Source organism: Mucilaginibacter sp. P1_A3 (assembly GCF_056406855.1).
Window position 1 is genome coordinate 121,500 of record NZ_JBFTZJ010000016.1, and the last position, 22,835, is coordinate 144,334.

Annotated in this window: 16 protein-coding genes; 10 read left to right on the plus strand and 6 right to left on the minus strand. The window is 42.2% G+C overall.

Features of this window, described 5'->3' with window-relative positions:
* Positions 1 to 9: 9 nt before the first annotated feature.
* From AC1D0K_RS28125 to AC1D0K_RS28135, 3 genes are read left to right on the plus strand one after another with little or no spacing between them, the layout of a single operon-like run.
* On the plus strand, positions 10 to 1,161 hold the full coding sequence (locus tag AC1D0K_RS28125) for an acyltransferase family protein (RefSeq protein WP_477393797.1): 1,152 nt from the start codon (positions 10 to 12) through the stop codon (positions 1,159 to 1,161).
* 12 nt (positions 1,162 to 1,173) lie between these two features.
* On the plus strand, positions 1,174 to 3,450 hold the full coding sequence (locus AC1D0K_RS28130; RefSeq protein WP_477393799.1) for a beta-N-acetylhexosaminidase: 2,277 nt from the start codon (positions 1,174 to 1,176) through the stop codon (positions 3,448 to 3,450).
* Positions 3,451 to 3,460: 10 nt separating this feature from the next.
* Entirely contained in the window at positions 3,461 to 5,659 is a 2,199-nt protein-coding gene (locus AC1D0K_RS28135; protein WP_477393801.1) for a GH92 family glycosyl hydrolase, read from the plus strand.
* Positions 5,660 to 5,704: 45 nt separating this feature from the next.
* On the opposite strand, the gene AC1D0K_RS28140 is transcribed toward AC1D0K_RS28135, so the two are convergent.
* Positions 5,705 to 6,526 (minus strand): SDR family oxidoreductase, encoded by an 822-nt coding sequence (locus AC1D0K_RS28140; protein WP_477393803.1) that lies wholly within the window; start codon positions 6,524 to 6,526, stop codon positions 5,705 to 5,707.
* A gap of 105 nt (positions 6,527 to 6,631) precedes the next feature.
* Here AC1D0K_RS28140 and AC1D0K_RS28145 point away from each other — a divergent pair, with 105 nt between their 5' ends.
* Positions 6,632 to 7,165, plus strand: a complete 534-nt coding sequence (locus AC1D0K_RS28145; RefSeq protein ID WP_295713424.1) for a lipocalin family protein — start codon at positions 6,632 to 6,634, stop codon at positions 7,163 to 7,165.
* Positions 7,166 to 7,494: 329 nt separating this feature from the next.
* Here the strand turns inward: AC1D0K_RS28145 and AC1D0K_RS28150 are convergent, their stop codons facing one another.
* Entirely contained in the window at positions 7,495 to 8,973 is a 1,479-nt protein-coding gene (locus AC1D0K_RS28150; protein ID WP_477393806.1) for an OmpP1/FadL family transporter, read from the minus strand.
* 18 nt (positions 8,974 to 8,991) lie between these two features.
* A complete protein-coding gene (locus tag AC1D0K_RS28155; protein ID WP_477393808.1) occupies positions 8,992 to 9,915 on the minus strand; it encodes a hypothetical protein in 924 nt (307 codons plus the stop codon).
* Between the two features lie 96 nt (positions 9,916 to 10,011).
* Between AC1D0K_RS28155 and proS the strand changes: the two genes are divergently transcribed.
* From proS to AC1D0K_RS28175, 4 genes are all read left to right on the plus strand, one after another.
* Positions 10,012 to 11,484 carry a proline--tRNA ligase gene (proS, locus tag AC1D0K_RS28160; protein ID WP_477441660.1) on the plus strand — a complete coding sequence of 491 codons (1,473 nt, stop codon included), beginning with the start codon at positions 10,012 to 10,014 and terminating at the stop codon, positions 11,482 to 11,484.
* A 167-nt stretch (positions 11,485 to 11,651) separates the two neighbouring features.
* Positions 11,652 to 12,791 carry a cystathionine gamma-synthase gene (locus AC1D0K_RS28165; protein WP_477394064.1) on the plus strand — a complete coding sequence of 380 codons (1,140 nt, stop codon included), beginning with the start codon at positions 11,652 to 11,654 and terminating at the stop codon, positions 12,789 to 12,791.
* Positions 12,792 to 12,868: 77 nt separating this feature from the next.
* Positions 12,869 to 13,705 (plus strand): TIGR02757 family protein, encoded by an 837-nt coding sequence (locus tag AC1D0K_RS28170; protein ID WP_477394066.1) that lies wholly within the window; start codon positions 12,869 to 12,871, stop codon positions 13,703 to 13,705.
* Between the two features lie 441 nt (positions 13,706 to 14,146).
* Positions 14,147 to 16,147: a KUP/HAK/KT family potassium transporter gene (locus AC1D0K_RS28175; protein ID WP_477394068.1), complete on the plus strand. Its 2,001-nt coding sequence runs from the start codon at positions 14,147 to 14,149 to the stop codon at positions 16,145 to 16,147.
* 70 nt (positions 16,148 to 16,217) lie between these two features.
* Here the strand turns inward: AC1D0K_RS28175 and AC1D0K_RS28180 are convergent, their stop codons facing one another.
* Together AC1D0K_RS28180 and AC1D0K_RS28185 are read right to left on the minus strand one after the other, a co-directional pair.
* Positions 16,218 to 16,502 (minus strand): hypothetical protein, encoded by a 285-nt coding sequence (locus tag AC1D0K_RS28180; RefSeq protein ID WP_477394070.1) that lies wholly within the window; start codon positions 16,500 to 16,502, stop codon positions 16,218 to 16,220.
* A 140-nt stretch (positions 16,503 to 16,642) separates the two neighbouring features.
* A complete protein-coding gene (locus AC1D0K_RS28185) occupies positions 16,643 to 17,701 on the minus strand; it encodes a nucleoid-associated protein (protein WP_477394125.1) in 1,059 nt (352 codons plus the stop codon).
* A 227-nt stretch (positions 17,702 to 17,928) separates the two neighbouring features.
* On the opposite strand from AC1D0K_RS28185, the gene mnmE reads away from it, so the two are divergent.
* Positions 17,929 to 19,353 carry a tRNA uridine-5-carboxymethylaminomethyl(34) synthesis GTPase MnmE gene (mnmE, locus tag AC1D0K_RS28190; RefSeq protein ID WP_477394072.1) on the plus strand — a complete coding sequence of 475 codons (1,425 nt, stop codon included), beginning with the start codon at positions 17,929 to 17,931 and terminating at the stop codon, positions 19,351 to 19,353.
* A gap of 278 nt (positions 19,354 to 19,631) precedes the next feature.
* Here mnmE and AC1D0K_RS28195 read toward each other — a convergent pair whose 3' ends face one another.
* On the minus strand, positions 19,632 to 21,293 hold the full coding sequence (locus AC1D0K_RS28195; protein WP_477394074.1) for a tetratricopeptide repeat protein: 1,662 nt from the start codon (positions 21,291 to 21,293) through the stop codon (positions 19,632 to 19,634).
* Positions 21,294 to 22,070: 777 nt separating this feature from the next.
* On the opposite strand from AC1D0K_RS28195, the gene AC1D0K_RS28200 reads away from it, so the two are divergent.
* A complete protein-coding gene (locus tag AC1D0K_RS28200) occupies positions 22,071 to 22,643 on the plus strand; it encodes a hypothetical protein (protein ID WP_477435428.1) in 573 nt (190 codons plus the stop codon).
* Positions 22,644 to 22,835 lie beyond the last annotated feature (192 nt).

Sequence of the window (22,835 nt, forward strand, 5' to 3'; positions counted from 1 at the left end):
AATAAAAAGATGGCAAATACGGTAGTTGGCGATAAGGCCACAAGCACCAGCAGACCAAGGCTGCTTTCGCTCGATTTTTTTCGTGGATTTACTGTAGCTGCCATGATCCTGGTAAATGACCCCGGCGATTGGGGACATATTTACTGGCCGCTGGAGCATTCCAAATGGAATGGCTGCACCCCAACCGACCTGGTATTTCCTTTCTTCCTGTTCATGGTAGGCGTATCTATTGTTTACGCGATGCAGGCAAAAAAAGCCGATGAAGTCAATCATAACAAAGTGATTCTTTCCATTTTGCGGCGTTCACTTATCATTGTGTTATTGGGCATTTGTTTACCGCTCATCAGCAATTTTCAGTTTGCTCATCTGCGTTTTCCGGGGGTATTGCAACGGATAGGTATAGTTTTTGGCATCACGGCTATAATGTACCTGAAAACCAGTACCCGCACGCAAATCATCATCGCAGCCAGCTGTTTAATAGGCTACTATTTAATAATGACGTTTGTTCCTGTACCGGGCGTTGATCATCCTAATTTAGAAAAGGAAACCAATTTGGGCGCTTATATTGATAGAATTATTTTTACCGGTAATCACCTGTGGGCGCAATCAAAAACCTGGGATCCCGAAGGTTTGCTGGGAACTATTCCCGCTATAGGTACCTGTTTATTGGGGGTATTTACAGGTGCCTGGCTCAAAAGCGATAAACTTAAAAATACTAAGGAGATCTTTAAACTCACCGGAACAGGTGTGTTCCTGGTGATTGCCGGTTTAATATGGAACGTGTTTTTCCCAATAAACAAACAATTATGGACAAGCTCTTTTGTACTCTTCACCGCGGGGCTGGCTATCATTATTCTTTCCATTTCCTATTGGCTTATTGATGTAAAGGGCTATAAAAAACTGTTGCCTCCTTTCCTGGCATTTGGGCGTAATGCCATTGCCGCTTATGTATTGGCCGATGTAATTCCCGAAGTTTTATCCATTATCCCGGTTATGAATAATGGGCATAAAACCAATGTATGGTCGTACATGTACTTTCACCTGCTTACGCCAAATTTTTCGCCAGAGAATGCATCATTGATATCGGCCATACTTACCGTTATCATCATATTTATACCCGTTTGGATATTGTACGCCAAAAAGATCACTGTTAAAATTTAAGCCACTTCATAAATGAACATTATTCGCTTCAAAATAAAATATATAGCCGCAATTTTCAGCCTATGTTTATCAGTATCTGTAAAGGCCCAGTTGCATATTATCCCGCAGCCGCTGCATTTAACGGAGCAAAAAGGCGCGTTTGTTTTAAGCGGGAAGGCAGTTATCGGGGTTGATAAAGAAAGCGAATCCGTAGGTAAATACTTGCAGGATTACCTTGCAGCAAATTATAAGCTGAATTTAAAATTGAAGGTTTACCCTAAAATACCGATTGCTACGGCCATACAGTTGATTACCACGGTGAGTAACAAAGAAGGTGCATACAGCCTTAATGTTAAACCAGGCAGCGTTAAAATAGCAGGCAATGGCGCGGGGGTATTTTATGGCGTGCAATCGCTGCTGCAATTGCTTCCTGCAAAAGCTATTGCGCCCTTAAAAATAACTACATGTGCTATTGCCGATGAGCCGCGTTTTCAGTGGAGAGGTTTGAGCCTGGATGTTAGTCGTCATTTTTTTACGGTTGAAGAGGTGAAAAAATATATTGATGTGATGGCCCATTACAAACTGAATGTATTTCACTGGCATTTAACTGATGATGAGGGCTGGCGAATCCAGATTGATAAATATCCCAAACTAACCGAGGTGGGCTCAAAGATTAGTTTTTATGAAAAGCAGGGCAAGTTTCGCAAGCTGGATAATTTGATTGATGGCGGTCGCGATGGTTTTTATACCAAAGATGATATCCGCGAGGTGATCAAATACGCGCAAGCCAGGTACGTAACCATACTACCCGAAATTGAAATGCCCGGTCACAGCGAAGCTGCCATATTCGCCTATCCCGAACTGGGCTGCCAGGACTCAACCGGGGCCAAACACCGCGTGCGTATGCTGGACCCCAGCGAACATACTTTCGGTTTCATGGAAGATGTGCTTACCGAGGTGATCGCGCTTTTTCCTAATCAATACATCCATATAGGGGGCGATGAAGCTGAAATGATAGACTGGCTGAAAAGCCCTGCTGCCGTTGCGCTGATGAAAAAGGAAGGGCTGAAAAACGAGAAGGAAATACAAAGCTACTTCATCAAAAGGATAGAAAAATTCCTGCTCTCCAAAAACAAAAAGTTGGTAGGCTGGGACGAGATCTTGCAGGGAGGGCTGGCCGAGTCGGCTACGGTAATGAGCTGGCAGGGTGAATCCGGAGGCATAGCAGCGGCTCAAATGCACCATCATGTGGTGATGACACCATTGCCATATATGTATTTTGATGCGCCGCAGGCCAATGAGGAGCTGGAGCCTGTTGGCTGGAATCCGCCGGTAACGTGGCAGATGGTTTACAATTATGAGCTGCAGTCAAAAGAGCTAAGTCCGCAGGAGGCCGAATATATTTTAGGTGCACAGGGTAATATCTGGGCCGAAAAAGTTCCGAATGCACTGCACCTCCAGTATATGGTTTATCCCCGCGCACTGGCCGTGGCCGAGCTCACATGGTCGTCAAAGGCAAACAAGAATATCAATCGCTTTGAGTATAAAATCAAGCAGCAATATGGCTACTTTAAATTATGGAATTTGAACGCCCGCCTACCCAATATCGTAGGTATGGACAATATTGTTACCAATAGCAACCAGTTTGGGCTGGTACTTCAATACCCTTTGTTGGGTGCACAAATACGCTACTCGGTCAACGGTAAAATGCCCGATAGCAACGCAAAGGCACAGGGATTTCCCGTTAATATCAGTGCTATGCTTAAAGATAGTTTAGTGCTAAAAACCTACACTACCTGGACCCTGAATAAGCAACACATTTTCCAGGTGGCAACTATAAAGCACGCCAACATTACCGCAAGTATTGTTGACCAGGCAGGACTAATCCCCGGCTTAAGCTATGAACTCATAAAAACCAAAGAAACCAATTTCGCCAAACTGGATACTACTGTTATTGCAACAAGCGCGGTAGTAAACACTACCAATCCAATGGTTTTACCTGTTACCGATGGCGACCTTACCTGGGTAAAAATGAGCGGTTACCTAAAAATTGATGTCGACGGTGATTATGAGTTAACTTCGGGTTTTGAGGTTAGTCCGGCTTTGTTTTTGGATGGTAAGCCGGTGATATATAAAAATAAAAATACGTACGTTGAACCTCAAAAAGCGCTGCTGCATCTTAAAAAAGGCGTTTACAATTTAAGCGGATATTATATAGCCGATAATATAAACCGCATGCAGGATTTGTTATTGTTAAGGGAGGCTGCTACCGATAAATTGATTGACCCCGGAAAATATATGTTCCATTAATAACAGGTTTATGATGCAATTGAAAAGCTTGTTTAAAATACTTTTGGCACTCAGCTGTTTGTTTACAAGCGTTATTGCTTATGCCCAAACTTATGGTAAATATGTTAATCCATTTATAGGTACATCAGCAACAGGGCATACTTTTCCCGGTGCTACGGTGCCATTTGGTTTGGTTCAGTTAAGCCCGGAAACCGGCAATTTCGGCTGGAATTATTGTTCCGGTTACCGGTATGAGGACCGGATTATCACAGGTTTTGCACATACACACTTAAGTGGCACAGGCGGGGTTGATCTGGGGGATGTTTTGTTTTTTCCTTTCCAGGGGAACGATCCGGCCAAATTTACCAGTGCTTTCTCACATCAAACAGAAAAAGCTTCACCGGGCTATTACGAGGTGGTTTTAGCTGATCATAACATTAAAGTGCAGCTTACGGCTTCGGCTCACACTGGCTTTCACCGTTATGTTTTCAACAAAGCCGGCAAATCGCATTTGCTGATAGATATGCAAAGTGGTTTGGTTGAGGATGCCGAACAACTAAAAGAACATGTATCTGAAGGCAACATCACTGTCAATAGCAAAACCACCATCAGCGGCTACGCGTATTCGAGCCAATGGGTTGATAAGAAGGTGTTTTTTACGGCGAGGTTTAGCAAGCCATTTACCGGTCATCATTTTATTGACGGGGATACACATCGCCGTTTGGTAGTTGATTTTGATGCCCATTCCGGCGAAGCGGTGGAAGCTAAAGTTGGTCTATCGGCTGTAAGTATCGACGGCGCCCGCAAAAACCTGGATGCCGAAACGGCAAATAAAACATTTGCACAGGTTAAAGCGGATGCCGCTAAAGTTTGGGAAAGCTACTTCGCCAAACTAAAATCCGAGGGTGCGGAAGAACAACAAATAGCCTTTTATACCAGCATTTATCACGCCTTAATTCAACCCAATAACATTGCCGATGTAGATGGAAAATACCGTGGTGCTGATGGCGGGGTACATCAATCTGCCGATAAAGTGTATTATTCAACGCTATCCTTATGGGATACTTATCGCGCCGCGCATCCACTGTATACCCTCATTTGCCCCGATAAAGATGGCCAAATGGTTGAAACCATGTTGCAGCATTTTAGCGTGACCAAATTATTACCGGTATGGACCTTGTTTGGCAAGGAAAGTTACGCCATGATAGGTAACCATGCGATACCTGTGATTGTGGATGCCAGCCTGAAAGGTATTAAAGGTTTTGATAAAGAGCAGGCGTTTGAAGCCATAAAAGCCACACTCACTACCAATAAAAATCCAAAGTACAATTGGTCGCTTTATATGCAGCATGGCTATCTGCCATCAGATAGTGTAAAACGTGAGGCAGTATCCCGTACGCTTGAAGCTGCTTATGACGATTGGTGTGCTGCTGAGCTGGCTAAATCACTTAACAAAACGGCAGATTACAACTATTTTCATAAACGCTCTACGTTCTACGTAAATCTGTTCGACAGATCAACCGGCCTGATGCGGGGCAGGCTGGCAGATGGTAGCTGGGTGCAGCCTTTTGCCAACCTGGATAGCGGACAACTGGCAATAGGAGGTGATTATACCGAGGGGAACGCCTGGCAATATACCTGGCAGGTACAGCATGATATTCCGGGGCTAATAAAGCTGATGGGAGGGAAGGAGCACTTCATAGCCAAACTCGATTCGTTGTTCAGTGTGGACTCAAAAGTGTTTGGCAAAGGTTCAACGCTTGATGTTACCGGGCTGATAGGCCAATATGCCCATGGTAACGAACCCAATCATCATATTGTCTATTTATACACACTGGCCGGTTACCCGGCTAAAACCCAGCGACTGGTAAGGCAGATAGCAGATCAGTTTTACCAGAACAAGCCGGATGGCCTATCGGGAAATGATGATTGCGGGCAGATGTCGGCCTGGTATATTTTTACGGCAATGGGCTTTTACCCTGTTAACCCCGCCGATGGAAGGTACGTATTTGGCGCACCGCAATTGAGCCGGATCAGCCTTGCCTTACCCGGCAATAAAAGTTTTGTTATTGTGGCCCAAAACTTATCAGTAACTAACAAGTATGTTCAGAGTATCAGCTTAAATGGTAAGCCCTATTTTAAAAATTATATCAGTCATCAGGATATCATGAACGGCGGGAGATTGGTTTTTGTGATGGGCGATAAGCCCCTGGCGGCAAAGCCCGATTAATCTTTTAAAAGCCCTGATAATTTTTGTACCCTAAATTGGTATTTACTATTGAATACCGGTATTAAATTGATAATTCAATATCGGCTCCACATGTACACTTTTAACAATCTTCCAGTCCTTTAATTCATGAATAAACTCCGGTTTTTCAAATCCTGAATTTAAGGCGGCGCTGGTGTAAAAAATAGATTTTGCAGGATGATTCGGCGAGCAGCCATTGAACAAATACCCAAAAGCATTTTTATCGATAATGGCCCTGGTTAATCCGATGCAATCATTCAAATGTATTAGGTTTACTGGTGCCTCTCCGTTGGGGATATCTTTTTTACCCGCAAAAAATCGGCCCGGATCGCGTCCTGGTCCTATCAATCCTGCAAAGCGGATAATGGTAGTTTTAAACGTTTTCTCTTCTCTGAAAAGGTTTTCGGCAGCAAATAATATTTTACCGGCTTCGGTATTGGGTTGCGGTGGTGTGTTTTCGTCAACCTCGGTATTCAAATCGGCATAAACGCCGGTTGAACTGATGAACACTATTTTTTTAACGCCATGCTGATTTATAGCGTTGATGATGGCCTTGATCTTATTAGTAAAATTTGCTCCCTGGCCCGACCGCGCTTTTGGCGGAATAGCAATTAAAAGTACATCGCAATTAAAAAATTCGGCATCGTAAGGTTTATCATCAACAGAAAAATCAATCAAATATCGTTCAATGCCATCAGCCAAAAGTAACTCCATTTTTTGAGGTGATGTGGTTGATCCTTTTACCCGTATACCCTCGTTGATCAATGTTTTGGCTAATGCCTGCCCGTACCAGCCGCAACCTAATATGCTGATGACTTTTTTATCCTGAAATGTGGCTGTTGTACCCAATTTTAATGTTTTGTGGCAAAGGTAATTAAATATTTCAGGGAGGCGCGAGGGGTAAATATGTGCTTATTGTTTAAACTTTTTGGGTGTACCGGGCGTTATGGTTGTATGAAGAAAGAGATTTTGGCAACTTCTGTTGTACTGGGTTTGGCTGCATTGGCACTGCAAGCCCGGGAAAAACCATTGGAAACTGTTAACTATGTCGACCTTAAAAAGTACCTGGGTACCTGGTTCGAAATAGCCGCTTTCCCTCAACCTTTTGAGAAGGGGTGCTCATGCACCTCGGCAACTTACGGATTAAATAAAGATGGCAGCATCATTGTAAAAAATCGCTGCATAAAAAATAATAGCCTTAAAGTAACTGAAGGAAAAGCTTTTGTTACTGATAAGGGGACTAACTCCAAGCTGGCCGTTCAGTTTTCCTGGCCTTGTAAAAGCAAATACTGGATAATTGATTTGGCAAAAGATTACAGCTATGCTGTAGTTGGGCATCCAAACCGCAGATTTCTTTGGATTTTGAGCCGCCGCCCAACACTGGATGATCAAACTTATAACCAACTGGTGGTAAGGGCAGCCAACAAAGGTTTTGATGTAAGGCACCTGGAAAAGACAGAGCAGATAGGTGATCTATCGGGCTTTTAATCCGGTAAATTTATTACCCTGAAAGAGTTCAAAAGCCGACGTCGTGCCGAATTTATTTCGGCATCCCACAGGACATTCAGACCTGCAACGTTTACATCCTGTCTACAGCATACCTATGTCGTGCTTACTTGCGTGTGGGGTGCCGAAATAAATTCGGCATGACTTAGTGGTTTTAAAAGCTATTTCCCTATTATCAGAGGGTAAATATTAATTGTCTTTTTTAAAGTATTTTATCCATTAAAACTTCGGTCGGTCATCCAGGGTTAAGCATAAAAAAAGCCTGCCAGGATTACCGGAAGGCTTTTTGTGAAAAAAATATTTTTGGATAATTAAAAACTATATCCTAAAGTAAGGAAGGCATTGTTATTTGTCTTTTTTAAATATGCAGATGGGCTTGCAGCGGCTATCTCATATGGGTAAACAGTTTGCGAACCACTTAAATGTGCATAGGTTGCATCTACATAATAATTACCAAACCTTACACCAATACCACCGGTTACTGTTTTAATATCGCTGCCATTTTGTTTAAGCGGGCTTCCCTGTACGCTGTAACCACCACGCAGGTAAAGCATGCTGTTTAAACGGGCTTCGGCGCCAACATGCGCGTTAATGGTTGAGCGGTAAAGCGCTTTAATATTGCCATTGTCAAAATCGGCAGTATAACTATCATTACTGCTGATGTGGGTGGTTTTATAGTCAATATAATCTACGTCGCCGGATATGAAGCCATATTTGCCAATAAAGATAGCGGCACCACCGGTAAATTTAAAGGGCGTACGCATGTTGTAGGATAAAGAATAATCCTGCGGACCGTTTGCAAAAGCGCTGCCATTATTAAATTTGGTTGCAAGGCTTTCATCGTAAGAGTCGTCGATACTATAAAACGTTGGCGAAGTAACTGTAAAACCTAAACGGAGGGTATTAATGGGTTTGTAAATTAAACCCAGCTTAACATTACCGCCAGACCCTTTAGTGATCTGGTCCTGAACAAAGCCTGAATTAAAGCCAACATTTGTGCCGATATTATTCACCAGTATGTTTGCGTTACCCGTTTCGTTAAATACGCTGTATGAGTTGTACCTGATATCGGATAACGACAAACCTAAACCTAAATAGAGCTTGTTACTGTAATTGGCTCCAAATGCAAGGTTTACTTCTGACTGGCCTCCAGAACGTATGGTATTGCTTAACTGGTCAACCGTGCCAAATGCATTCCTGCGGTATTCAGATCCGCCTCCGGTAGTACTATAACTATCTATCAGGTTTTGCTGGTAAGCCCAATCATCAAGGCCGCCCTGGTTTACCTGGCCATTTGCATTGGCAAGGCTGGCATAATAATCGCCAATAGAGTTTGACGCGTTTTTACCACCATAGGTTATGTTTTCGTAAAAGTTATTGGTGCGGCTGTAGGCAGCTCCATAATTAAAGCTTAACCATCCTTTTGTTTTGTCGCGGCCCTTTGGTGTATTCAATCGCTGGTAAATTACTACCGAAGCGTTATTGAAATTAAGGTTGCTTTTGCTGTCGTTGCCGAACTGGCCAAGGTAAGTTGAGTTTACCTTTGAGCCATTAAACTCGGGCGTTATGCTTATTTCCGAGTGGGTGAAAAACCCAAGGCCTGCAGGGTTTCCACTTATCGAGCTCAGGTCGCCACCAACAGCTGTCCCGGCATTGCCTATTGCTTTGATGCGCGAAGTTGACCCCGTTTGAAAGGTGCTGAAGCGGATGGCATCCTGCGAATATTGCGCAAAACTATCTTTTGTAAATGCTACTATAGCAATTACACTGAGTAAATATTTAATCTTCATAGATATAAGCTGATAAAATTATGGTCTAACTGGTCTGCCGCCACCGCCGCCACTGCTTGAGCCACCACCGCTGCTTGAGCCACCGCTTGAACTTGGCGAAGGTGATTGTGCAGGTTGTGAACGTTCAACACTTTGTGTTGCCGGCCTGGTATCTTGTTGCCTTACCGGGCGCGAATCGCGTGAGTAACTGCTATTGCTGTTATTTGAATTGCCGCGGGTGAGGCCGTCAGTAGTCCGGTTTGCCCGGCCACCTGGTATATAGCCTATACCTGTTCTTGAGCTTTGCGCCGGACCGCCAACACGGGTACCACGGCCATAAGCGCTATTTGCCGGTGTACCACGGCCACTTAAAGGACTGCCTGTGCCACGCACCGGGCGTGGCGTACCCGATGATACATAGCCACCGCCGCCGTAACCGCCGCCACCATAAAAGCCGCCGCCGTATAAACCACCGTAGCCATAACCACCATAGCCTCCATAACCGTATCCGCCGTACCCAGAGCCAAAACCTGAGCCCCAGCCACCATAACCATATCCTAAGCCCCAGCCTCCATAGCCGCCGCCGTAAGCATAAGGAGAGTAGCCATAGCCATAAGGGCCATAATTAAAACCTAAGCTAAAGCCGTTATTGAAATATGGATTGCTGTAACCGTAATATAAATTATCATAATAACTAAACGGAGAGTAATAACTGAAACGGTTTATGCGCGATGCATAATCATCATAGTAAAAGTAATCATCATCATCCTGCTGATCTTGCTGATATTCATCCCCATTTTGATTGTAAACAGGCTGTACAGCGTAGATAGGCTCATCGCCCGCCTTGGCATTTGAAAAATAAACGTCATCATTATTGGCGGTAGTAGCCAGTTTTTGAGTAGAGCAGGAACTCAGTGCAAGGGCACTGATGAGAAAAATTCCTATTGCAATGTTCCGTTTCATATACAGGTTGTAAAAGTTCGGGTTCGAATAAGTTTTAAATTTATAAATTTGAGCGCAATATACAATAATTGCAAAGTCAAATTCTATCCAATCAATATGAGCAAAGGTGTTATTAGTAAAGACGAAGATTATTCGCAATGGTTTAACGACTTAGTAATTAAATCTGACATGGCCGAATATTCGCCGGTTAGGGGCTGTATGATCATTAAACCATATGGGTATTCTATATGGGAAAAGATACAGGCCGTGCTTGATCAGATGTTTAAAGACACAGGGCATAGCAATGCTTATTTCCCACTGTTGATACCCAAATCCTTCTTTAGTAAAGAGGCCAGCCATGTTGAGGGTTTTGCTAAAGAATGCGCTGTTGTTACACACTATCGCCTAAAAAACGACGGCGACGGAAATATTATAGTTGATGAAGATGCTAAACTGGAAGAAGAGCTGATCATTCGCCCAACATCAGAAACCATTATCTGGAACACCTATAAAGGCTGGATCCAATCATACCGCGATTTGCCCATCCTGGTTAACCAGTGGGCAAACGTAATGCGCTGGGAAATGCGTACCCGTTTGTTTTTGCGCACAAGCGAATTTTTATGGCAGGAAGGGCATACCGCCCACGCTACCGCAGATGAAGCTATAGCCGAAACGGAGCAAATGCTGGAGATCTATTCGGATTTTGCCGAGAACTGGATGGCTTTGCCCGTAGTAAAGGGTCGCAAAACGCCTAACGAGCGTTTCGCAGGCGCTTTGGATACCTACTGTATAGAGGCATTGATGCAGGATGGTAAAGCCCTGCAAGCAGGTACATCGCACTTTTTGGGGCAAAATTTTGCCAAAGCTTTCGATGTAAAGTTTACAACCCGCGATAATAAACAAGATTTCGTTTGGGCAACCTCATGGGGGGTATCAACACGTTTAATAGGTGCGCTTATTATGGCCCACAGCGATGACGCCGGCCTGGTATTGCCTCCAAAACTGGCCCCAATACAAGTTGTTGTTGTGCCGATATATAAACACCAGGAAGAGTTGGATAACATTGCAACATTTGTAGCCGGCTTAACCAAGGAATTAAAAGCCAAAGGAGTATCGGTTAAATTTGATAAACGCGATACCCACCGCCCGGGAGCTAAATTTGCAGAATATGAACTAAAAGGCGTTCCGTTGCGCGTTGCCATTGGCAGCCGTGATATGCAGAATGGCACCGTTGAGCTTGCACGCCGCGATACCAAAACCAAAGAAACTGTAAACCAGGATGGTTTGGCGCTGCATATTGAAGCCCTGTTAGAAGAGATTCAGAATAACATTTACAAAAAGGCATTTAATTTCAGAGCGGAGAATACCACCGAGGTTGACACCTACGAGGAGTTTAAACGCATGCTTGATGAGCAGCCTGGTTTCCTGAGCGCCCATTGGGACGGTACGCCGGAAACCGAGCAAAGGATAAAAGAGGAAACTAAAGCGACAATCCGTTGTATACCTTTGGATAACAAACTGGAAGAAGGTAAATGTATTTTGACCGGTAAACCATCGACGCAGAGGGTTCTGTTTGCACGGGCGTATTAGCCCCCCAACCCCCTGAAGGGGGAGCTTTTGATGTGCAGCTTTGATAAGCAGTCAAAATCGTTGGGCTTAAATCAAATAATCCTTCCCTAAAGGATAATACAAAATAGGCTTCCTCTTAGGGAAGGAAGCAAATCAAAAATTCCCCCTTTAGGGGGTTAGGGGGCCACATGAAATTCGCAACTAAAGCTATACACGCAGGGCAGGAGCCCGATCCAACTACAGGCGCAATCATGACGCCGATATACCAGACATCTACCTACTGGCAAAAATCGCCGGGCGATAATAAGGGTTATGAGTACTCACGTGGTACCAACCCAACCCGCAAGGCGCTTGAGGATTGTTTGGCGGCATTGGAGAATGCAAAATTTGGCCTGGCTTTTTCAAGTGGAATGGGTGCTACAGATGCGGTAATGAAATTACTGGCGCCGGGCGATGAGGTGATAACCGGGAACGACCTTTATGGTGGTTCATACCGTATTTTTACCAAGATATACGCCAACTATGGTATCAAATTTCATTTCCTTGATCTTTCTGATCCCGAGATTATCCGCCAGTACACTAACGATAAAACTAAGCTGGTTTGGATAGAAACGCCTACCAATCCCACCATGCAAATTGTGGATATAGCGGCTATCGGTAAAATAACCAAAGAGAAAAACCTGCTTTTTGTGGTTGACAATACCTTTGCTTCGCCGTACCTGCAAAACCCTATAGACCTTGGTGCCGATGTGGTGATGCATTCCGTAACCAAATACATTGGCGGCCACAGTGATGTGGTCATGGGCGCCCTGATGCTGAACGATGAGGATCTGTACAAAAAACTATGGTTTATTTACAATGCCTGCGGTGCTACACCGGGCCCTATGGATAGCTTTTTGGTACTTAGAGGCATAAAAACACTGCATCTGCGTATGAAAGCCCATTGCGAAAATGGCCGCCAGATAGCAGCATTTTTAAAAACGCATCCTAAAGTAGAAAAGATCTACTGGCCTGGCTTTACCGATCATCCAAATCATGAAGTTGCTAAAAAGCAAATGCTTGATTTTGGCGGTATGATCAGCATCGTGCTAAAAGGAGCCGATCTGCAGGAAACCTTCCGCATAGCGTCATCTTTCAAAGTGTTCTCACTGGCAGAATCTTTAGGCGGTGTGGAATCTTTAATAAATCACCCCGTAAGCATGACCCATGGATCAATCCCCAAGGCTGAACGTGAAAAGGCAGGTGTGGTAGATAATCTTTTACGCCTCAGCGTAGGTGTAGAGGACATTGAGGATTTATTGGAAGATTTGAAGCAAGCGTTGAGTTAGAATCAAGAGACAAGAGTCAAGAATCAAGAAGGGAAAAATCTTACCTCTTGATTCTTGACTCCTGATTCTTTGTAACTATGATAGAAAATATTAAGTCCTTTCTCGACGCCAAAGTTGCCCAATATAATCGCCCTGAGTTTATTGAGAACGACCCTATCGTGATCCCTCACCTGTTCAGCAAAAAGCAGGATATCGAGATTATGGGTTTTTGGGCGGCTACCCTGGCCTGGGGGCAGCGGGTCACCATCATAAAAAAATGTAAGGAATTAATTACATTGATGGATGGTGCACCGCATGATTTCATCATCAACCATGAAGAAACTGACCTTAAAAAGCTGCTACACTTTAAGCATCGCACGTTTAATGATATCGATACACTGTATTTTATAGCGTTTTTCAGGTGCCATTATGAAAAGTTTGAATCTTTGGAGGATGCTTTTTTACAGCAGCCCCCCAGCCCCCTGAAAGGGGAGCAAGCGAAACTCCTGGTAAATCAAGAAACTCTCCCTTCGGGAGGCTTGGGGGTCGAAGATTATCTCAACCATTTCAGGAAGTATTTCTTCTCTCTGCCAGATTACCCTCATCGTACCCAAAAGCACGTATCGTCGCCCTCGCAAAAATCTACCTGTAAAAGACTGAATATGTTTTTACGATGGATGGTACGCAAGGATGATAACGGTGTAGACTTCGGTATCTGGAATCACATTAATCCTGCAGACCTGATCTGCCCGCTTGATTTACACGTCGACCGTGTATCCCGCAAACTCCTCCTCATCACCCGCAAACAAACCGACTGGCAAACCGCCATTGAACTAACCCAAAGGCTAAAACAGTTTGATCCCCTCGACCCGGTGAAGTATGATTTCGCTTTGTTTGGATTAGGTATTGAAGAGCGGTGGGGCGTGCAGTTTTAGGAACAGTTTTCACATTTCGAAGTCATCCTGAACTTGTTTCAGGATCTCACAGGACAGGTAACCATCATGTTGTACACTTTGCATGTGGGGTGCCGAAATAAATTCGGCATGACTTTTTGGTTTTAAGTCAATTTTTTTAATTGATTTTCTTCAAAATCCAATCCTTCTTATCCGCTATCAAAATGATAAAACCTATCATTTTGATAGGTTTTATCATTTCAGTTATAATTGCTTTTTAATATGTAAGTATTTGTAAAATAGGTAATTGTGAAAATAAAACCGCGGCAGGCATGTGTTTTGGCTAAGCGATTTCATCAATAAAATTAGTTTATGGTGATAATATTTCCTGTTGCTGCTGCCAAAAAAACCAGAAAGGCTGGCAATTGCTCAATACGCAGCAGGATCGCCACGTTCCCAATCCCCTATTTTTTATCTTATTAAATGAATTCGCACGTTAAGCACCTCACTTTTGCGGGTATGATAGTTACCCTCGGTATCATTTTTGGCGATATCGGTACATCCCCCCTTTATGTTTTTCAAACCCTGCTGGTTGAGGGTGGTAAGGTTAACCAGGATCTGGTTTTAGGCTCTATCTCCTGCATCTTCTGGACACTTACGCTACAAACCACTTTTAAATACATTGTAATAACCCTGCAAGCCGATAATAAAGGCGAGGGCGGTATTTTTTCCCTGTATGCCCTGGTAAGGCGCTATGGTAAATGGTTGGCTATCCCGGCTATCATTGGAGCAGGTACCTTACTGGCCGATGGTATTATTACCCCGCCTATATCAGTAACGTCCGCTATTGAAGGGTTAAACCTGGTTCCGTATTTTTCAAGTGTTATAGTACCTGGTAATAACCTTATTTTACTAATTGTTATTGTTATTATCATATTGCTGTTCTTTTTTCAGCAGTTTGGCACCAAGGTGGTGGGCGCGGCTTTTGGGCCGGTGATGCTGATGTGGTTTATAATGCTGGGAGTTTTGGGTACCGTTCAGGTAATGCATTACCCGAGTATATTTAAAGCATTAAATCCTTATTACGGGGCGCATTTGCTTATGGATCACCCTAAAGGTTTCTGGTTGCTGGGTGCGGTATTTTTATGTACCACAGGTGCCGAAGCTTTATACTCCGACCTTGGCCATTGCGGCCGGAAGAACATTCAGGTAAGCTGGATATTTGTTAAAACTACGCTTATCCTCAATTACCTTGGGCAGGGTGCATGGGTGTTGTCGCAGGCACCAAGCAAAAACTTTACCGGGGTGAATCCTTTCTTCGAGATTGTGCCCCACCAGGTTTTGATACCGAGCATTGCACTGGCTACTATGGCTACTATCATTGCCAGCCAGGCTTTAATCAGCGGGTCGTTTACGCTGATCAGCGAGGCTGTGAGCATGAACTTTTGGCCGCGGATAACCATTAAGTACCCATCAAACATTCGCGGGCAGATCTATATCCCCAGCATTAACTGGATTTTGTGTGTTGGCTGTATTTTAGTTTCGCTGTATTTTCGCACCTCCAGCGCCATGACAGCTGCTTACGGGTTTAGTATCACTATAGCCATGCTGAGCACCACCATTTTAATGTACTATTTTATGCGCTATGTAAAGCACTGGCCCGTATGGCTGGTAACTATTATATTGTGCGTTTTTTTAACGGTCGAATTCTCGTTTTTTGTAGCCAATGCGGTTAAAATATTAAAACGATTATTCTTTGTTGGCTTTGAGGTAGGATTGATATTTACCATGTACATCTGGTTTAGAGCCCGTAAAATCAATAACCGTTTCCTGAATTTTATTGATATCAAAGAACAATTACCCCTGTTAAATGCGCTTAGCGCCGATACTACCGTTAATAAATACGCTACCCATCTTATTTACCTTACTAAAGCCAACAACGGCAAGCAGATTGAAGAAAAGATCATATACTCTATCATGAGCCGTCGGCCTAAACGTGCCGATACCTACTGGTTTGTGCACATTGAGCGTACCGACGAGCCCTACACCATGGAGTATAGTGTAGACCAGATTGAGCCCGGCAAGGTGATCCGAATTGAGTACCGCTTAGGTTTCAGGATACAACCCAGGGTGAACGTGCTGTTCCGTAATGTGGTGGAGGATATGGTGAAACGTCAGGAGATAGATATTACCAGTCAGTATGCGTCGCTTAATAGATATAAAATAGCGGCCGATTTCAGGTTTGTGATCATGGAAAAATTCCTGAGCTATAACAACCTGTTCAGCATGAGCGAAGGTTTTATTTTGAACAGCTACTTCGCCATCAAAAAATTGGCCCAGTCAGAAGCTAAAGCATTTGGTCTTGATACCAGCGAAACCCGGATTGAGAAAATACCGTTGGTGGTGAAGCCGGTGAGTAATTTACACTTGAAAAGGGTGGAGCCCGTTACTTATGGAGCAAGTAGTTTGGTTGAGGTAGAATAGACCTTTACATAAATCAGGCTTACAGGATATGATATTCTGTAAGCCTGATTCATTAAGGCTATACAAATATTTAGCTTTTTCTTTGTTCAATAATAATATCCGGGTTGTTTTCAACACGTTCCATACGTACTAATTTACCATCTACAAAATAGTAGTACATATTTGCTGTTACTGTTTTACCGTCACTTTCAACAGCCCTTTTATAAATGGCTCTTCCCCGGGATGCCTCAACTAAGGTTAAATTGTATTTTTGAGAAGCAGTAAATTCATTTTCGCTCATGCCTATGGCGTAATTGGGGACTTTGCAGCTTGCAATAATAAATAGCAGTGATAAAATAAAAAGTGATTTTTTCATTGAGATGTTGTGATTTGGTTAACTAAAAAATGTTTCGGTATTATGGGTAGGACTTGGAACAATAAAAAAGGTTTATCAGATTAGATATTTTTCTGATAAACCTTTGTGGTTTTAGTTTATTTTATTTGATAAGCGTATTCCTATGCTTCCTCTTTAAAAAATACCTTATAAAAGTTCATATTCTTACCATCATCAAAGCCCTTTTCAATGAGTTCTTTATCACCATGGATATAGATGTGGAAGTTTTTATCAAGCTTTAATACGCTTTTATAATCGCGGGCTTGTTTCTTTACGGCGTTGCCGGAGATTTCGAAGGTGTTGGCGATAGGGGTGTCAAAATCTTGCTCGTACTGATTTTTGAAGTTTTTGAATGATTCTATGGCTTCCGGGTTGCCTATTACTTCATTACCAAACTCATCCATATCAAAGGTTTCTTTTTCTTTGAAGTATTTCATGGAGCGGTTAAGCAGGTCGATTTTATCGGCTTTGCTCATTTCAAACTGATCGTCGAGTTTTTGGGTAACAAAGTTTTTGTAGATGCCCAGTGTATTACTCGTTTGATTATAGCTATCGTTCCGGATCTTGAGCTGTAGAAACTCATCTTTCCAGTATACGGCGGCATCCTGGCCACCATTGGTTTTATCAACCACTACCACTTTATAACCGTTTTCTTTTTCGATATTAAAGATCAAAACGCCCTTATCCAGTTTGTTGATATTGATGGCATCCTGCTCATAATCAACTTGGAAACCGCCCTTATCCGGGTAAACTTTCAGGTAAGTTTCTTTATTTTCTGATTTAAATATGCCGATGGCATCCAGCGGGTTGCCCTCAATTTGTACTTTGTTAAAGTATACCACATAAAGTTCGCCACCTTTAATATTGGGGTGGGTGGTTACCTTAAACAAGTGCTTGGCTATCTTTTCAGATGCCTCATGAAATTTCTCTTTATCATCAAATGCCTGTGTGGCAAAATGGTGTAGCTCGTTAAGGGCCAGATCGCCGCTGCTGTGCATCAGGTGATAAACCTCGTTAACCTTTTCAAACGGTTTTAAAAAATACTGCATCAGCAGGTTGGGGATAATTTCATCCTTCAATTCCAGCGGATTATCTGATAAAGAGTACATCTCATCCTGCAATGGGTTGCCAACATGATGTACCGAAATAGTATCGAGCGAAGCTTCAAAAAAAGTTACCATAATTTGCGCAAAGCTAAAGCTTTTTAGCCATTGGTTACTGTTCATTCGTCATTTGTTGAAGCACCATTAAGTCATTGAAAAGTAGTTCATTTGGGATGGTTCATAGTTGATGGTAATTTGTTTTACTTTTGCATTCTGAACCGGAATTCATCGAATTATAGAATTATAAGAAATTTAAAATTCTGAAAATTCATTAATTCTGAAAACTTAGGTTCAGATAATTAGCTATGGATAATCAAAACTCAGCAGTCACTCACCACCCACAACAGGAAACAATAGTTGCCCTTGCAACGCCAAACGGAATTGGCGCTATCGCGGTGATCCGCCTTTCGGGGCTGGATGCCATTGCTATAGCCAACAGCGTTTGGAAGGGTAAGGATTTAACAAAGCAGGCTTCGCATACCATTCATTTCGGCCATATTGTAGATGGTGACCTGGTATTGGATGAGGTATTGGCATCATTGTTTGTGGCACCGCGATCATACACCCGCGAGAATGTGGTTGAAATTTCCTGCCATGCCTCGGGTTACATTATCGAGAGTATCATCAAGTTGTTTATCAAAAAAGGAGCACGCTCTGCAAAGCCCGGTGAATTTACCTTAAGGGCGTTCCTGAACGGTCAGCTTGATTTGTCGCAAGCTGAAGCCGTTGCAGACTTGATAGCCTCCAACTCTAAAGCATCGCAACAGGTGGCACTACAACAGCTTAGGGGCGGTTTTAGCACCCAGCTGCAAACCCTGCGCGAACAGCTGGTAAACTTTGCCTCGCTGATTGAACTGGAACTTGACTTTGCCGAAGAGGATGTTGAGTTTGCCAACCGCGACCAGCTGAAACACCTAATCCATGAAATTACCAAAATAGTAGGCCGGCTCATCCAATCGTTTGAGTTGGGTAACGCCATTAAAAATGGCGTAAATACGGTTATTGCAGGCAGGCCAAATGCAGGTAAATCAACCCTGCTTAATGCCTTGCTAAACGAGGAACGAGCTATTGTAAGTCATATCCCGGGTACCACCCGTGATACCATTGAAGAGGTGTTGAATATACAAGGCATCAATTTTAGGTTGATAGATACAGCAGGTATTCGCGAAGCTACAGATGCTATTGAGCAGATAGGAGTACAGCGCACTATGGAAAAAATAAGCCAGTCGGCATTATTGATCTATGTGTTTGATGCCGAACTCATCACCTTAGACGAACTTAAAAGTGATTTGGATAGTCTGCAGAAACCCGGCGTGGGCATGTTAATGGTGGCCAATAAAATGGATCTGTTAGATGAGGATATACTGAAGTTGGAAAGCATCCAGGCTTTTTTCACTACCTCGGGATTGCCTGATATGCAAACCACTTTTATATCGGCCAAAGAAAAGCTGCATATAGACGACCTCAAGAACAAGATCTACACCACTGCCATCAAAGACCAACTCAGCGGCGACGAAACCCTGGTAACCAATATTCGCCATCTGGAGGCTCTTCAAAAAACCGAAGAAGCACTGGTAAGAGTTTTAGGCGGCATAGATGGCAGTATCACTTCTGATTTCCTATCGATGGATATTAAGCAAGCCCTGCATTACCTGGGCGAAATTACGGGTGTGGTAACTACCGATGATCTGCTGGAGAATATATTTAGTAAGTTTTGTATCGGCAAGTAGTCAGAATAATTTATTGATTTTCAATTAGTTATAAGCTAAAAATGGAAAATAAAAATCACTGTTTTATTTTGTATAAATATCATGATATCAGGCTTTTATAAATAAAACCATTCGGTATATTTAAGCTTTATGTTACTATTTGAAAGTAATTTCGCTGTTTTTTTGGTTGCCACGATGAACAACTGTTGGGTAAAAATAAGTCACCAGTGTTTCCAGAAAAAATGTACCTGTGTGCTATATAGTTCTACAGTCTTGATTTTTAAAGTTTAGTTAATTGATCAGAATACAGGTTTGTCAATGGCCGCATCTTTTATTTTCCAGGCGGCTGTTAACTGCTTTTCTACTTTGTTCAAAGCGAAGTCATCACCTATGTTCTGATAAGCCAGCTTAAGCCCGGTCAATGCCCAACCATTATTAGGGTGAATAGCCAAATCTTTATTTAATACGGAGATTGCCTCCCAATACCTGCCGGTTTGTAATAACAGGTCTCCCAAATATTGCCTTGCAGGTATAGGCCAGTCACGGGGCTCGTTATAAATGAGTTTGTCTTCAGCAGTTACCGCCTTTTTTAAGATATCAGCAGCAGAAGCATAACGTTTTTGCGTTTTTGCTATAACACCTTGCAGGATAAGCCTGGCTACGCCTGCGGCTTGGTAAGCAGAACTGAAATTATCAATAGGTATCTGTAAGGAGGCGTCGTGCATGTTAGCATTTAGTAGTTGTAATTCCTGTTCGGCCCTGGCCGAATTGTTTTTGGCACACCAGGCTAAGCCTTTTGAAAAATGTAATAGAATGGAGGCATAGGCAACGGTATCGATAGGTTTGATTTTTAGGATATCATCCCATTTACCAAAACGAACTAATGTTAACGCGGACTGCATATAAATGTATTGAAAATAATTGCCGTCCCCGCCTTGGAAAGATAAATAAGCGGAAGGTATGATCGCTTTAAGGGAATCGGAAGTATTAATAGCTGTTTTATAATTACCCCCCATTTGCGCGCAGTTAATTTTAAAATGGAGGTTGTGAATCTGGTATAATACAGCACCGTTTACCACGGGGGCATATTGTTTCAGATAAAGATCATATCCCCGGATTGCTGCCTCATTATCCTTTATTCCCCGCTGATAATCGCCCGTGCGGATATAGATGTGCGAGGGCATATGGGTGATATGCGATACCTGTGGCATCAGTGTATCCAGTAGATAGGCGCTTTTTAAAGCCATTTGCGGCGTAGCGGATGCCTCCATGGTATGGATATAGTAATGATTTGCGCCGGGATTTTTTGGGTTAATAGCGAGTGCTTTTTCTAACAGGATGCGTATCCGCGGTGTCCATGGCTTGGGTATAAAATTAGCTGCGTACAGATCCCAAGGGTGTAATAATAGTAAAGCATCTGCATAAAGCGTTACTACATCGGCGTTTTTGGGGTATTTGGCATAAACCAGTTGCATAGCCTTAGCATAGCTGGTTCTCAGCTTCTTTACGCTGATGGTACTGTCCATACTGTAACGCTGCTGCATCGCTTTAATGAGTTCTTTTTCCAGTGGAGAACAAGAAAGGCTGAAAGTATTTGCCCGAACAGAGGCTTCATAAGCACCAGAGGGAGGAGTATAGCCATTAGGATAATTAATAGTGGGGCCCATAGCCAGTGATTTGCCATACCAGGCCATTGCACACTTTGGGTCAAAACGGATTGCTTTGGTAAATGATGCGATTGCCTCTATCGAATGAAAAGCATAATACATGCTTATTCCCTGGTTGAAGTAAAATTGAGCACTGTCAGACGCTGTCGTAATTTTCCATTGATAGTTACCCCAGCCTTTTAATGCCGGAATAGCTGAATCCGTGTCTGCAGGGTTATAAGCTGAACCACATACGGCAACACGCCTGCCAGAATCCTTAAACAAAAATTGTTTTGATGGCGCAACTTTCTTCAAATAATTGTAATAAAAAGATTGTGCAACAAAAAAAACTGCGACTAATGCAAAGGTTATTATGAACGTATGTCTCAATTTCATTTGAATTGTTTTTGCAGGGTTTACAATGATTCAACTTTGGATCTTCTATAAGACAAAATCCTCCTCGTATGATTGTAGAAGGGTTTTAGATTTTATGATAAAGTTAGTTAAAATACTGTTTTATAGATGTTTAATTAATAGTAAAAAAAGATGCATAAAGGGCGGGGCTGATTTATTATTAAGTTGGGGCGGATTTTCCGTGCTGCTATACCAGTATTCTGCGTTAGGAATTTTACCTTCTTTACGGTGTGTTTTGTGTTTTCAAATAATCAAACTCATAACTTGCTGATAATCATTGTCCAGATATTTTCTGCATCGGCAAATAGTCGGAATAACTAATTGATTTTTTAATATTTATGATTTATTTGCAAGAACCAAAATCTTGTTTTATATTTATAAATAACAGATTTTCAGGTAATTAAAAATAAATCCCTTTGGCATATTTTTATACTAATAGCTGTTTTTTTTGATGATTGAAATCGAAAAATAACCCGTTTTTATGAAAGAAACGAAACTAATAATTGGCATTATATCTTTAATAATGTCGTTTTATTTCTTTTATACAAGGGAAGATATTGTGACTACGATTTTTAGCAGGGGCATAAAATATGCCGAATTGGGATTGCTGATACTTCCCTTACTTTTATTTGTTATTGGGCTTTTTTTAATATTCTACAAAACTAAACCAAAACTCAAATGAAAAAGCTAATTCTTGCCGCACTTCTGTGTATTTCGATAGTAATGCCATCTTTTGCTCAGGATAAAGAACAACCAAGCTTTTTGAGCAGTATTAATAATTTCTTATCATGGATAAAAAATCTTGATAGTGCAATTAATTCAATAAACGACAAGGAGAAATTACGCAAAGTTTATAGATTAGTTGGGTATATTAATCTTGATCTTGATAACCTGCAGGGAGAGAATTATATATTCGCTATTAGTCTAAATAAGGCCAAAATCGATCAAGAGGACTTAAAATCTCAACTGACACAGATCACAAAAGACAATTCGAAACTGACGACTGAGTTAAATAGCCTGGCCGCTATACTAAATCAAACCAGTATTGATTTTAATGTAAATGGAGTAAGAAACCAGTTAGTAGGCTATTCAATGGTTGATCTTAGCAACATTGATAATGAATTGAATAAACAACTTATCGACAAAAAGAAAGTGCTCGTTGAAGCTAATCAATGCAAAGCTACAATTGAAAGTGTGAATATCGCATTAAGTAAAATGCGGGAAAAAGTTTTATTGGAATTGGCAAAATAGATATTTACCCGACTAAAATTGAAAAGCCGGCTGTCTTCACGATTAATGATGCAAGTTGTAAAATCTAATCATGATAATAACGATAATGCCTTTAAAAGTCTCATTTAACCTAAGAAAATCACGATCCATACAAAAACAAAAAAGGGCGTTTTAAACACCCCTCTTTTAAAATCAAATCCTTCAAATTCCCAA